We start from the raw sequence: 13,777 nt of genomic DNA, 5'->3' as shown, positions 1-13,777 counted from the left end.
ACGACTTGATGCTAGATCCGTTTCATTTTATATAAAGAGATTAGTATTTCCATAACATAGCGATGAACTGATGTCCTGCACCAACTGTCCAAAACATAACATAATCTCCGCGCTTAATACGCCCATCCTGTATCCCTTCATGGAAAGCGAGGAACGGACTGCTCGAACCTGTATAGCCATATTGATCTCCAATATAAATGACCTTTTGGCTTTGGATATCCTAGTGTTGTTCAATGGTTAACTTATCTCCATATGCAAATTGTGAAATACAAAATGCAGCAATATCGGATATCCTCAAGCTATTCGGCTCCAAAATACGGTCAAATAGATCAAAAATAATCTGAGCAGAAAAACTCGCATCGAAAGGGGTAAATTGAATGTATTGGCTGTCAGCATTTGCATTTATGGATTTACTTAATCCTTCCTTTTGATAAATAATCTTATCTACATCTTGATTGATTACTTTCATATCTTTGCAATCTACGATTAAAAGGTATTCTTTATGTATAGCGATACCGCTTGTGCTGTTATCTTTTTTGGAATTTTAATTGATGGGGAGTAGTTCTATTGATGAAGTAGGGCAGGAGGAGGTTTATAATAGCAGCAACGTGTTAGATGGTTACTGGAAAAATGGATGTACATAAAGATAAGAAAGATAAAATTATATAAACATAATACATATTTATTGAAAAATATAGTTAATAATATTTAGATTAATGGGTATATAGTAAATATAGTTATTATAGAATAATATTTTAAAAAATATATAAGAGAGAGGGTGGCTAGTAATGAGTCGTCAAATGATTAATATTTTAAAATGGGTATCAGGCGGTATGGAAGCATTATTAGGTATACCTGTTCTTGGAGGAACAATTATCCTAAGCATGGCATGGGTACCCTTATTTATTATGCTTGCTTTCCATATCATCATTGTAGTCTTTTCGTATAAAGCCGGAATAAAAGCTAACGGAAATATACTGGGAATTGTAACGTCCGTTGTTGGCTTCATTCCTGGTATTGGAATGATTATGCACTTGTTGTCAGCGGTATTCATCCTTGTGGATGCTGCTCAAAATCAGGCTAAAACAGCTGTTTGATAGAATTGAAAATAAACCCGATAAAGCCCTTGAAGGTTTTATCGGGTTTTTCATTAATCAGTAACACGAATACTGCCGGTCTCCGTGCTCAGTTGAACTGTAATGCTTCCATCCCCACTCATATAACTTCCGGTTTTTTTGCCAAAGATTCGTTTACTGCCAATCTCAGAGTCTGCTGTAATTAAGATGTTATTTGGATCCTGATTAATTGTTAAGTCGATTTCTCCAAGTTCATTTTTGGCGATAAGCGGTTCAGTGATTTCATCGGTCGAAATATCAATCGAGCCAACTTCATTATCGACCTGGAGCTTGCCGCTGTATTTTTGTATCTTAATGTTCCCTAGCTCTGAAGAAGCGATTATTGAAGTGGAGGATACATCGCTTATATGAATGCTTCCAACTTCTGATTCTGCATTTAAGTGGGCTGCATTAATCTGAGAGATTGTAATTTCACCGACTTCATTTGATGCTGAGATTCTGTCATACTGTTTTTTTGGCAAATAGACTGTAATATTCTCTGATGATTTTTTAAAATTAACACCTAGAGAAATAGTATGATCCGCCTCGTTTGTAATGGACAGGGTTTCACCGTTCTCTTCTATTTTTATGGGATTGGACATTTTAGACCCAATTGTCTCAACAATAATTTCATCTCCAGATGTTTCTGCCAGCTTGATTGTCCCTACGGTATTATTGACATCAATCGATTGTATCTCTGAACTTTGAAACTGCTTCGTTTGTTTGTCATTCTCATTTTGAAGTGAAAAAAACGATTTTGCAGTCAGCAATGCTCCTGAAAAGCCAATAACGATGAGTATTCCAGCTACAATCAGCCACTTTTTATACATGCTTCATACCTCCCTTTACAACTGAAACATTCCATTTGCAATATTTAATAAACACTTTAGAACTAAAGATGGTTACATAATACATGCCAAACAAGAGGAGAATTCCTAAACCGCTGAACCCGATTGAAAGAAAAACTTCAAATGCATAGGCCTGATTGAAACCCAATATAATACCAATCAGGTGGAGGAATGGTGATAATATGAGACCGATACTTGCCCCCCAACCGCCTAACAATATACCTCCAAGAGCTATGGCAGGACCAAGGACAAAAATTAGATTCAGAAAGCTCAGTCCAATTGTTAATCCAATCGCACCAAAGACGTTTGAGAAGGTCATCTTCCTGTCTATCTCGGCAAATGTATTCGATATATTTAATTCCTTTGCGATTAATTCAGGAGAACCAAGATTATCTGATATTTCACTCTCGGACTTTCCCTCTAATAAACCATTTTCAAAATACTCATTATAATCATTTAAGATGTCATTGCGTTCCTCTTTAGGCAGGGCGCTAAGATGGTTAGATAATTGTTGCAAAAATTGTTCCCGATTCACTGTACTTCACCTTCCTCAATAATTTGATTAACACCTGTGGAAAATGCTTGCCATTCTCTTACCAGCTGCTTCAGGTAATCCCGGCCTTTTTCTGTTAGATGATAGTATTTACGAGAGGGCCCCTCTGTAGATTCCTGTAAATAGGTCGTGAAATATTCTTCTTTGGTAAGTCGTCTGAGAAGCGGATAGACGGCTCCTTCGGAAATTTCAAATTTATCGGAAATCCCCTGAACGAGCTCATATCCATAACGATCCTTGTTATTTAACATAACAAGTACGCAAAGCTCTAAAACGCCCTTTTTGAATTGGACATTCAATCGTAAAGCCTCCTTTCCTTCGCTATTATACATTGTATAGTAGTAACTATAGTATTACACATGGTACTGTTTAATGCAAGGTAGTATGGATGTTTTTGTAAAAATAATTCACTGAGCGAACATGCAATTAAATTTCGGAAAATATTTTGAATTTGTAATTGACTAACAATTCAAATAGTAGTAATCTGTGTAAAGACTTACCAATTTACTTATCAATGAAAGGAGGACTGTATGATGAAAAAATCAGTGATTGTTGTAGCGTATCATCGAGTCGATATGAGATTTGTGCAGTCCTCCCGTTTAAATATGATTTAACTCGTTTTAAACGAAAAGACTGCACGTTGCCGTGAGTACTTTTGTCTAACTCAAATGTAAAGATTGGACGTTTTTACGTTCGAATCTTCTTTTGATTGGAGGAAGTATCAACACGTAATCGTTGCAGTCTTTTTTTTGTTGGTAATTTTAAGTTGTATTCAAAAAAGGAGGAAGAAAAATGGAATCAAATGTGGTCAATGTAAAAATCTCAAGGGACATACAGGCAAACAGTACGTAGCAATTAAAATGTTCTTCGGTTAAGACAAAGGAGGAGATGGAATGTTTTCGGTTTTAAAGAAATTAGGTTGGTTTTTTAAAGAGCACTGGATTCGGTATACAGTCGCAATCGCGTTATTGAATATCGTAAATGTGCTGGAGGTTTTGCCACCGATGATTGTTGGGATGGCCATAGATGACATGAGTATAGGTGAAATGAATCAGGAGACACTCATGACCTATGTTTGGTGGATGATCGGGTTAATGGTCACCCTCTATATACTAACCTATATATGGAATTACCAGTTATTTAGTGGAGCGTATGTTTTAGAGCGGAAGCTGCGCTCAGGATTTATAGGTCATTTATTAAAAATGACACCAACCTTCTATGAAAAGAATCGTACAGGCGATTTAATGGCAAGAGCAACCAATGATCTTAAATCTATATCCGTTACAGCAGGATTCGGTATTTTAACGTTAATGGATTCTACCTTATATATGATTGCGATTTTAGCAACAATGGCCATTACAATTAGTTGGGAACTTACGCTTGCCGCCATCTTACCTTTGCCGATTATGGCATGGGCAGTCAAAAAGGGCGGAGAGCGAATTCATGAGCACTTCACAGTAGCACAGGATGCTTTTGGTGAACTAAATGACAAGGTCCTTGAATCAGTCGCGGGTGTCCGTGTCATTCGTGCTTATGTACAGGAACGAGCGGATGAAAAACGCTTTGAAGAGATGACAGAAGATGTATATGAGAAAAACATGAAAGTAACGAAAGTAGATGCCATGTTTGATCCGGTTATCACATTCGTTATTGGTATCAGTTATTTAATCAGTCTTGGATATGGAGCCAATCTAGTATTCGCTCAAGCCATTTCAATTGGGCAACTTGTGACCTTTAACGTATATCTATCGATGCTGATTTGGCCGATGATCGCCATTGGGGAATTAATTAATGTCATGCAAAGAGGAAATGCCTCTCTCGATCGCATGAACGAAACATTATCTTCTCAGGAGGATGTAAAAAACGATCCGAATCCAGTGGATGTCCCGGAATTAGAGAACGTTATATTTGATCAAGTAGTATTCCGTTATCCTTCTTCAAAGGTGGATAATCTAGCCGATATCAATGTCAAAATCGATAGCGGGGATACCATCGGAATCGTCGGAAAAACAGGAAGCGGAAAAACCACATTTGTGAAACAATTGCTCCGTGAATATCCTGCTGGGAACGGAATTCTTTCCCTATCCGATGTACCGATTGAAAAACAAAATCTTGAGGATGTCCGGGAATGGATTGGATATGTACCGCAGGATCATGTTTTATTTTCTAAAACAGTTCGGGAGAATATTTTATTTGGAAAAATGGAAGCAACTGATGAAGAGTTTTGGAAAGCAGTTCGCCTCGCTGATTTTGAAAAAGATATAGAGAGACTGCCGAACAGACTGGAGACGCTGGTTGGGGAAAAAGGTATTGCTTTATCTGGCGGACAAAAGCAAAGGATTTCAATAGCCAGGGCGTTAATTAAAGATCCGGAGATTCTGATCCTCGATGACTCCCTCTCTGCAGTGGACGCCAAGACAGAAACAACGATTATCGAAAATATTCGGAATGAACGAAGCGACAAAACGACGATAATCACTACTCACAGATTATCAGCAGTACAGCATGCAGACTGGATTATTGTACTGGATGATGGAGTGGTGATTGAGGAAGGCACACATGAAATGTTGCTCAATAAGAAGGGCTGGTATAAAGAACAATTTGATCGCCAGCAAATTGAAGCGAACAAGGAGGTGAGCGCCTAATGAACGAACATTTGGAACAAACGGAATCCGGTTGGAAGACTGGAAAACGTTTATATCAATATGCAGTGAAGTGTAAAGGAACCATTATCCTAGCACTAATGATGTTATCCATCTCGGTAGGGGCCGACTTAATCGGACCCTATATCGGGAAAAACATGATAGATAACCATATTATGGGGATTGAATCTCCATGGGTAGAAACGAAGGATACAAAGGATGCGGTTCACTATCAGGGGAGCACTTATAAACGTGAGGCTTATGTAGAGGATGGGGAATGGACCGGAAGTGAGGTTGCCATCCAACAGGTTGGGACGACATTTTTATTCCTAAACCAACCGATAGAGTTTGATGGGAAGAGATCCTATAAAGATGGGCAGCTAGTGATTACTAGTGGAGAAAAAAGAGCAACCTATGAGGCTCAGAAATTGTCAGGAGCACAAATCATGGCGTTTTATCAGCCGGAGATCAGCCGTATAATGCAATTGCTTGCTCTGTATTTCGGAATTATGGTTGTGGCATTCTTCTTTCAATATGGGCAGAGCTATTATTTACAAAAAGCAGCGAATCGAATTATTCAAACAATGCGAAAGGACGTTTTTGCTCAAATTCAAAGACTGCCGATTCGCTACTTTGATAATTTACCGGCAGGAAAGGTAGTAGCACGGATTACAAATGATACCGAAGCAATTCGGGAGCTTTATGTAAGGGTTTTAGCTAACTTTTTCTCGAGTACGGTTAATATTATCGGAATTATCATTGCTCTATTTTTACTTAATGTAAAGCTTGGAATGGTGACATTGATTATTCTGCCGCTGCTCGTTGGATGGACATTATTATTTCGTAAATTTGCTACAAAGTATAATAGGGTCATTCGGGCGCGTATAAGTGATATTAATGCCATGATTAACGAATCCATAAATGGGATGAATATCATTCAGGCATTCAAGCGGGAGAAAGAAACAACAGAGGAATTTGAAAAACTGAACACAGAGCATTATGTATACCAAAGTAAAATGCAAAAATTAAATTCCTTGTTAAATGGAAATCTTGTAGGTGCTTTGCGTGTTATTACATTAACACTATTTATTTGGTATTTCGGAGGTATGGCAGCATCTGGGGAATCAGTCGTCAGTCTTGGCGTTTTATACGCGATGGTGAATTATTTAAATCGTCTGTTCCACCCAATATCAGGAATTGTCAATCAGTTTGCAAATTTTGAACAGGCGATGGTAGCCGGTGAACGTGTATTTGCACTTCTGGAAGAGGAAGGTATTGATGTTGAGGATCAACGTAAGTCACGTTTTAAAGGGCATGTTGAATTTGATCATGTATCTTTTAGCTATAAAGAAGGAGAAAAAGTATTAAGGGATATTCAGTTTGAGGCTAGTCAGGGCGAAACAATAGCCCTAGTGGGGCATACAGGCTCTGGGAAAAGCTCCATTATGAATCTGTTATTCAGATTTTATGACTATCAGGAGGGGGCTATCCGCATTGATGGGATAGAATTGAAAGATATCCCACATCAAACCTTGCGTGAGCATATGGGAATTGTTCTACAGGATCCATATTTGTTTACTGGAACCATCCTTTCGAATATCACACTTGATGATCCAAAAATTTCGAGAGAAGTAGCTGAAAAAGCGTTACGTGATGTGGGAGCTGACCGCGTATTGGCCCATCTTGAACATGGGTTTGATGAACCGGTAGTTGAAAAAGGGAGTACTCTTTCATCAGGGCAGCGCCAATTAATATCCTTTGCCCGTGCTTTGGCTTTTAATCCGGCCATCCTGATTCTTGATGAAGCAACATCCAGTATTGATACAGAAACAGAAAGCTTAATTCAGGAAGCAATGGAAGTGCTAAAGAAAGGTCGAACCACTTTTATTATTGCACACCGTCTTTCTACTATTAAAAGCGCTGACCAAATCCTTGTTCTCGATAAAGGAAAAATTGTGGAGAGAGGAAACCATGATGAACTCATGGAATTAAAAGGCAAATATTATCAAATGTATGAGCTTCAGATTGGAAAACTTGCAGGTTAATCCTTTGAGTAAAAAAATCCATTTAAAGATAAAACAATAACAACAAGTTAATTAAAAGGATGTATATACTGAAACTAAAAGATAAAGAGGAAGCGATAAGCTTCCTCTTTTACTATAGTATAAGAAGATATCTAAGGATTCTTATACTAAATTAATCTCGGCATCTATTCTAGTCCATTATTGCCCAATAAGCAGGCTTAAGATTATAATTCGGATCAAAGACAAACGGTGCATCTTTTCCAACGCCATTATTATATTCCTCGGCACGGTCGTCTAGCCATGTATGATTATCTGCAATTCCCCAGAATGTTACGTTACTGATCTTATCTCCTAATCTCTCATACATTTCAAATAACTCATTATACCTGGCAGCTTGACGCTGGAACTCTTCTTCTGGAATATCCTCATATGAAGGATAAGCAGGTCTTGGTGGCCAGCCGTATAAGCTCACATCTAACTCGGTTACTTGATTATCTAAACCAAGACTGGCAAAACGATTAATAGATTCCTCCGTTTCAGCAATGGATGGCCAGCCTAATTGAATATGAGCTTGATGACCCACACCGTCAATAGGGACTTTTTGTTCAAGCAATTCAACAACTAAGTTATATAAATGGGTTTTTTTGGGTTCCACCTCTGTGTTGTAGTCATTAATGTACAGTTTTGCATCCTTTTTTGCATATTTTTTAGCTGTTTTAAATGCTACCTTAATATAATCAGTACCAGTTATTTGATACCAAGGAGACTCACGCAGCTTCTGCTCATTTGATGCATATTCGTCAATCACTTCGTTTACAACATCCCATGAGTCGACATCATTTTTATATCTTTTGACAATCGTTTTTATGTGATTTTCTAAGCGCTGTAATAATAGCTTTTTATTTTTCTCCCGCTGTTTTGGATTGGTTTCTTCGGTCATTTTATTCCCGTTCTTATCAATAAAGAACCAATCAGGTACCTGACTATGCCATACAAGGGTATGAAAACGAACATCCATATCATTTTTCTTGGCGAATTTCACAATTTTATCTGCTTCTTTAAAATTGAATTTCCCCTCTTCGGGTTGGATAGATATTGGCTTCATTACGTTCTCTGCGACAATACTGTTATAGTGACGCTTTAATACATGACCACTCTTGCCCTGTAATTGATCAGGTTCGACAGCAGCCCCAATTGTAAAAGAATCTTCGTATCTTTCATATAAAGGGGAAGCTTTTAAAGCACTTAATGGCTTAGCACTCGCAATATCGGTGGAAACGACAGGAGTTACAAGGGCAATAGCTAATCCGAAACTTAGAAACTTACGTACTAATTTTTGTGACATGTCCTAATCTCCTTTTCATTTAAAATAGAAAGCGTTTACATAGGTATTTGAACATTATTATAGAAGGTATCTACTTAGTAAGTCTAGGAAACAAACTAAGTTACGAGAAAAATAGGCCATAAATCACGGAGAGAAAACTAGCTGACAAGTTAATATAGGGCTAAGTACATAAAAGAAATGGAGTGCGGTATATAGATTGAAGCCAATACCTGTACTTGTTAAAAGAACAATCACTATAGTTGCATATGTCTCAATCAAAAATATAGGAAAGGTCATTAAATCGATTAATTGCCTATTATATAAGGCTGTTGCTCTATTGGGGAGCCGGCATATTATTACGGAAGTAAAAAAAGATATTCCTTATAGAAATCTTTCGGAATTTACTATATTATGAATATATTGAAATAAGTAAGCGCTTCAAATGAGGTTATATGAACATATAAGTTTTAGCCTACCCATAGTGTAAGATTACAAGTATTTATTCTGTATTTATTGATTTCATGTTATTTAACTAACATAAGGGGTGTTCTTAATGATTGTTAAAGATTTCTTCATTGCTCTTTCAGAAAATCAGCTTTTAAACCGCACAGCTCAAAAATATGGGTTAAAAATGGGTGCCCAAACTGTAGTTGCCGGTACAAATATAGACGAAACAATTGAGAGTATAAAAGAGTTAAATAAGTATGGAATTTCTTGTACCGTGGATAATCTTGGAGAATTTGTGAGTGATAAAGATGAAGCTGTAAAGGCGAAGAATCAAATCCTTCAGGTTATTGAGGCCATTTATGAAAATAAAGTCGATGCTCATATATCATTAAAACCCTCTCAATTAGGGTTGGATATAGATTTGGATTTCTGCAGAGACAATCTGTTGGAAATTTTTGAAGCAGCTGCAAAGTATGATATTTTTATAAATATTGATATGGAGAACCATTCCAGATTACAGCCTTCTTTTGATTTAGTAGATCAGATATCGGAAAAATACGATAATATTGGTACAGTTATACAAGCATATTTTCATCGAGCCGAAAATGATATACAAAAATATAAAAATTACCGCCTTCGTATTGTAAAAGGTGCCTATAAGGAACCTGCTGAATTAGCCTATCAAACAAAAGCAGAAATTGATAAAAATTATATCAATTTGATAGAATATCATCTGTTAAATGGTAAGTTCACCTCCATTGCAACACACGATCATAAAGTCATAAACCATGTGAAGCAATTTGTAAAAGATCATCAAATTCCTAATGAAAAATTTGAATTCCAAATGCTCTATGGTTTCCGCTTCGATATGCAAATGGAATTGGCTAAAGAGGGCTACCAGTTTTGTACGTATGTTCCTTTTGGGACGGATTGGTATGGATACTTTATGAGACGTTTGGCTGAAAGACCTCAAAACATAAGCCTTGTAACGAAACAAGTATTCACCAAAAAAACAAACACGGCTCTTGCGATAGCAGCCGGTGCCTTTTTACTTGGCAGATTATCTAAGAGAAAAAAATAGATATGCAAGAGCCACTACCCTACAAGAGGATAGTGGCTTTTTAGTTAATCTATTTTTCTGAAATATTACTAAAATATTACAATAGAAAAAGAATTGTAATATAATAGGAGTTAAATAGAGATTTATAAAGGAAGATTAAAGAATGCGTAATTTTGCAATTATCTTGGTTACTATTATAGTATCCATAACAGTAATGAGCTGGATCAAGCCGACTTCCAGTTTGGCTGACAAAACCAATGATCAATCAGGGCATCCAGAACTGAACATGGTTACATATGAAAGGACCGTAAAAAAAGTGCCTGAAAAATTAAATGGTAAAGAAAGAAAAGTAGTTTATTTAACAATTGATGATGGTCCAAGTCTTTATACAAAGGAGTTAATTGCTATACTCGATCAATTTGAAATACCGGCTACTCATTTTCTGATCGGAAATAATATGAAGAAATACCCGGATATGGCCAAGGAATATGTCAACCGTGGAGATTATATCGGAATGCACTCAATGAGCCATGATTATAATAGATTGTACAAAAAGGGAAAAATTGTAGAAGAAGTGATGGAAACACAGCAATTAATCAAAGAACAGGTAAATATTTTGCCGATTTTATTCAGATGTCCATATGGATCATCTCCAGGGTTAAATACGAAATTGCGAGATCAAGCTGCACACGCAGGATTGAAAATGTGGGATTGGACAATCGATTCAAAAGATTGGAAGCTGCAAGAGAATCCTTCAAAAATTGAAGGAGAAATTCTGAAGCAATTAAATGGATCTGAGGAAATTATCTTAATTCATGAAAAGAAAGGTACCATTGAGGCATTGCCAGGAATAATTAAAAGTATAAAGGAAGCGGGCTATGAATTTGAAAGATACGAAGAATCAAAACATTTTCCGGCAAACTTCCATAAAGATAAGAGATTATAAGGACGAGGAATCGTATGATTAGAAAGAAAATAGGTATATATCTAGCTTTAATTGTAACCAGTATGTTAATGGCTGTTTTAATTCTACCAGTTATACAAAAGTATGATGAAAAATATTTAAAGGTTCATAATCAAGTGGCATGGGATTTTAAGTCTAATATGAATTATGGGGAGCTTTTTAATACCGAAAATAATAAGCTGCAATCCCTATACGAAAGGACAGTAAAAGATGGAGCAGATAACCTAAAAAAGGCTGAAAACCAAATAAGTAAGGCTGAAGAGACAATCAATCAGTGTAAACTAATGGTTGACGAGGACAAATCATTGGTAGAAAACCAATTAATACAAATGAAAGAATCAGAAGAATTACTGAGTAAAATAGATCAGAAAAAAGTACATAAGGAAACATTGTTGAGCCTCCATGACTCACTGATTAACCTGTTACAAACATATAATCAAGCCCTTGATCAATATGAAGAAGTACTTAACTTGGAGCAAAAGATATACTCAGCGTTAAAAGCGGAAAAGGATTTAAAAGAAATAACCGCTATTATAGATGAAGCAAATCAATCATCCGGTGAATTATCTGGTACAATCAAGGATTTAAACGGCTATATAGTATCCTACAATAAGCTACAAATCTAATTCAGACATCTTCCATTGATTTGCAGTTAAACTCTTGAAATGGTTCACTTGTAAAATTGGAATCTATTAAAGAGCAAATAGTCTTTTAATAAGTAGAAAATTGGTGATTGAAAATTTTTCTCCTAACATGGTAATATGTTTAAATCAGTGTGTAGAGATATTGGTATAGTTGATATGCCAAAAATATATGTCTTGATGATACGTCTGCCATCTGAATTTTTCATTTTTCGGAGGGTATATATGCATAGAGAAGATAGGTTGCCACAAAACGCAAGAGAAGGCATATTATTTATGCTCATCATTTCAATCATCTCAGTAAATACGATTGCACCAATTATTATGGGATTGGAACGTGGTTTCAGTAAAGAAAATTATATCGAAACCTTAAAGATTATTCCAATTATGTGGATCATTGTTGTTTTATTGGTGAGATTTGTTGCTGGACCTGTGGTTGGTAAAATAATGCCTAAATTCATAGGTAAAACAGATGGATTCAATGCAAGAGTTTTAATGAATACATTTTTCAATGTAACCGTTCTATCCGTCCTTTTAACCATTATCGGTACCTGGGTTGGCTCAAAACAAATCAGCTTAGAACCTTTTCAAAATTTCTTTTTGAGCTGGTTTAGGAATTTCGGTGTGGCATTTTGGATTGAATTAATAGTAGCACAGCCAATTGCCAGATTTGTAATGAAGAAAATCCATAAGAGAAAAGAGAATAGAGCAGAGACAGTTAACGTATAAGATCTGTGAGATTCTCAGAGATTGTGAGATCAATCTGCAAAATAATAAAGTTCAACCAGAACAAGACTGGTTGAACTTTTTATTTTGCTCATTATATTTTTTGTGTCGGTACTTATGTTGGGTGTTAAAAGGCTTGGATATTCACCACAATCTTGATTAGTCGCATGCTATAATAGGCCCTTGTGAAGACAATTGAATAACGAAAAAAGGATAATATGTACTAATTTGTAATAATATTCTATACAATAGATATAGAGGCGGAATTCCGCTTTACATAATTACTATTTATATAGAGGAGAGGTGAAAAGACTCAGTGTCGAATGAGAATGAATATTTATTAGATAACGAACAAAGTGTTCCAAAAAAGAAGGTCGAAAGACATCCTGGGGAACCAACGACTGCTTTTAAAGGTGCTACCTGGGCGGCTTTATTGGTAGGGGTTGCTGCTTATCTAATAGGATTATTTAATGCTTCAATGGAATTAAACGAAAAAGGGTATTATTTCGCAGTATTAGTATTTGGACTTTATTCAGCAGTATCATTACAAAAGGCGGTTAGAGATCGAGATGAGGATATACCTGTGACAGCCATCTATTATGGAATTAGCTGGTTTGCTCTTATTGTTGCAATCGCCTTGATGGGCATCGGTCTTTATAATGCGGGAAGTATTGATTTAAGTGAGAAAGGATTTTATGGTATGTCCTTTGTATTAAGTGTATTCGCTGCCATAACTGTTCAAAAAAATATTAGGGATACACAGAAGGCTAAAGAAAAAGATTGAGTCATTTATGAAATTAAAAGCAGATACTCCTTTTTGTTTCAAGGGCTATCAGAAGTGGCCCCCAAAAGTCGGATATCAATTCTAACTTTCGGGGGTTATTTCAATTTCTATAGGAAATACACTTTCTTTGATGGAATTTAATTATGGAAAATAATTAGAAGGAGTAGAAGAATGGAAGGACTGGTAAAGAGAATTGATACCGTATTTTTAGAGGTAAGCGATTTAGACTACTCGATTAAATGGTATTCAGAAAAATTAAGATTAAATATGAGATGGAATCGAAATGGGTATGCTGCCTTCACAATAGGAGAAACCTCGTTAACCCTTGTTCAATCAACAGACGCAAAACCTGCAAAACACTACCCATTTAATTTCTTTACAACTAACATAGATGAAGTACATAAGTTCTTTATAGAAAATGAAGTAGATGCCGACGAAATAGCTGATTACCCGGATATACGAACCTTCGATTTTAAAGATCCGGATGGTCATATTCTTAACTTCTGTCAATTTAACGAATAACGACTTGATAGCAGGGTTTGTTCCCTGCTTATTTTCTATCAATATGAAAAAAGGATAGATTCTCTATCCTTTTTATCCAATAAACTGTGCCCTACGGAATTTCATATAAATGTCTCCGAACAATAGA

At 36.2% G+C, this 13,777-nt stretch carries 15 protein-coding genes; 9 read left to right on the top strand and 6 right to left on the bottom strand.

The window, feature by feature from the left end:
- Positions 1 to 40 precede the first annotated feature (40 nt).
- Together F7984_RS19705 and F7984_RS12750 are read right to left on the bottom strand one after the other, a co-directional pair.
- Complete coding sequence (locus F7984_RS19705; RefSeq protein ID WP_077248084.1) at positions 41 to 217, bottom strand: 3-oxoacyl-[acyl-carrier-protein] synthase III C-terminal domain-containing protein; 177 nt, start codon at positions 215 to 217, stop codon at positions 41 to 43.
- Positions 218 to 220: 3 nt separating this feature from the next.
- Positions 221 to 469 (bottom strand): hypothetical protein, encoded by a 249-nt coding sequence (locus F7984_RS12750; RefSeq protein WP_066104667.1) that lies wholly within the window; start codon positions 467 to 469, stop codon positions 221 to 223.
- Positions 470 to 788: 319 nt separating this feature from the next.
- On the opposite strand from F7984_RS12750, the gene F7984_RS12745 reads away from it, so the two are divergent.
- Entirely contained in the window at positions 789 to 1,097 is a 309-nt protein-coding gene (locus tag F7984_RS12745; protein WP_225983600.1) for a hypothetical protein, read from the top strand.
- Positions 1,098 to 1,150: 53 nt separating this feature from the next.
- On the opposite strand, the gene F7984_RS12740 is transcribed toward F7984_RS12745, so the two are convergent.
- From F7984_RS12740 to F7984_RS12730, 3 genes are read right to left on the bottom strand one after another with little or no spacing between them, the layout of a single operon-like run.
- Positions 1,151 to 1,945, bottom strand: a complete 795-nt coding sequence (locus F7984_RS12740; protein ID WP_139892417.1) for a DUF4097 family beta strand repeat-containing protein — start codon at positions 1,943 to 1,945, stop codon at positions 1,151 to 1,153.
- Positions 1,938 to 2,498 (bottom strand): HAAS signaling domain-containing protein, encoded by a 561-nt coding sequence (locus tag F7984_RS12735; protein ID WP_066104661.1) that lies wholly within the window; start codon positions 2,496 to 2,498, stop codon positions 1,938 to 1,940. Before F7984_RS12735 ends, F7984_RS12740 begins: the two co-directional genes overlap by 8 nt.
- Entirely contained in the window at positions 2,495 to 2,815 is a 321-nt protein-coding gene (locus tag F7984_RS12730) for a PadR family transcriptional regulator (protein WP_066104658.1), read from the bottom strand. Before F7984_RS12730 ends, F7984_RS12735 begins: the two co-directional genes overlap by 4 nt.
- Before the next feature lie 594 nt (positions 2,816 to 3,409).
- On the opposite strand from F7984_RS12730, the gene F7984_RS12725 reads away from it, so the two are divergent.
- Complete coding sequence (locus F7984_RS12725; protein ID WP_066104653.1) at positions 3,410 to 5,161, top strand: ABC transporter ATP-binding protein; 1,752 nt, start codon at positions 3,410 to 3,412, stop codon at positions 5,159 to 5,161.
- Positions 5,161 to 7,203, top strand: coding sequence for an ABC transporter ATP-binding protein (locus F7984_RS12720; RefSeq protein ID WP_140462063.1), 2,043 nt, complete (start codon positions 5,161 to 5,163; stop codon positions 7,201 to 7,203). Before F7984_RS12725 ends, F7984_RS12720 begins: the two co-directional genes overlap by 1 nt.
- Before the next feature lie 169 nt (positions 7,204 to 7,372).
- Here the strand turns inward: F7984_RS12720 and F7984_RS12715 are convergent, their stop codons facing one another.
- Complete coding sequence (locus tag F7984_RS12715; protein WP_066104649.1) at positions 7,373 to 8,527, bottom strand: endo-1,4-beta-xylanase; 1,155 nt, start codon at positions 8,525 to 8,527, stop codon at positions 7,373 to 7,375.
- Positions 8,528 to 9,059: 532 nt separating this feature from the next.
- Here F7984_RS12715 and F7984_RS12710 point away from each other — a divergent pair.
- The 6 genes from F7984_RS12710 to F7984_RS12685 all read left to right on the top strand — a co-directional run bounded on the left by F7984_RS12710 (position 9,060) and on the right by F7984_RS12685 (position 13,650).
- Positions 9,060 to 10,034, top strand: a complete 975-nt coding sequence (locus F7984_RS12710) for a proline dehydrogenase family protein (protein WP_066104637.1) — start codon at positions 9,060 to 9,062, stop codon at positions 10,032 to 10,034.
- Positions 10,035 to 10,176: 142 nt separating this feature from the next.
- On the top strand, positions 10,177 to 10,959 hold the full coding sequence (locus F7984_RS12705) for a polysaccharide deacetylase family protein (RefSeq protein WP_066104633.1): 783 nt from the start codon (positions 10,177 to 10,179) through the stop codon (positions 10,957 to 10,959).
- 14 nt (positions 10,960 to 10,973) lie between these two features.
- Entirely contained in the window at positions 10,974 to 11,603 is a 630-nt protein-coding gene (locus F7984_RS12700; RefSeq protein ID WP_140462064.1) for a YkyA family protein, read from the top strand.
- A 240-nt stretch (positions 11,604 to 11,843) separates the two neighbouring features.
- The gene (locus F7984_RS12695) at positions 11,844 to 12,347 is read left to right on the top strand and encodes a DUF2798 domain-containing protein (protein ID WP_140462065.1); all 504 of its coding nucleotides are present in this window, start codon (positions 11,844 to 11,846) and stop codon (positions 12,345 to 12,347) included.
- A 313-nt stretch (positions 12,348 to 12,660) separates the two neighbouring features.
- Complete coding sequence (gene yiaA / locus F7984_RS12690; protein WP_066104623.1) at positions 12,661 to 13,128, top strand: inner membrane protein YiaA; 468 nt, start codon at positions 12,661 to 12,663, stop codon at positions 13,126 to 13,128.
- Positions 13,129 to 13,299: 171 nt separating this feature from the next.
- Complete coding sequence (locus F7984_RS12685) at positions 13,300 to 13,650, top strand: VOC family protein (protein WP_066104619.1); 351 nt, start codon at positions 13,300 to 13,302, stop codon at positions 13,648 to 13,650.
- Positions 13,651 to 13,777 lie beyond the last annotated feature (127 nt).

The sequence above is a fragment of the Pradoshia sp. D12 genome, assembly GCF_008935075.1.
Classification (GTDB): Bacteria; Bacillota; Bacilli; order Bacillales; family Pradoshiaceae; genus Pradoshia.
Note: the sequence above shows the minus strand (reverse complement) of the source record. Positions and strands in the feature narration are given on the sequence as shown.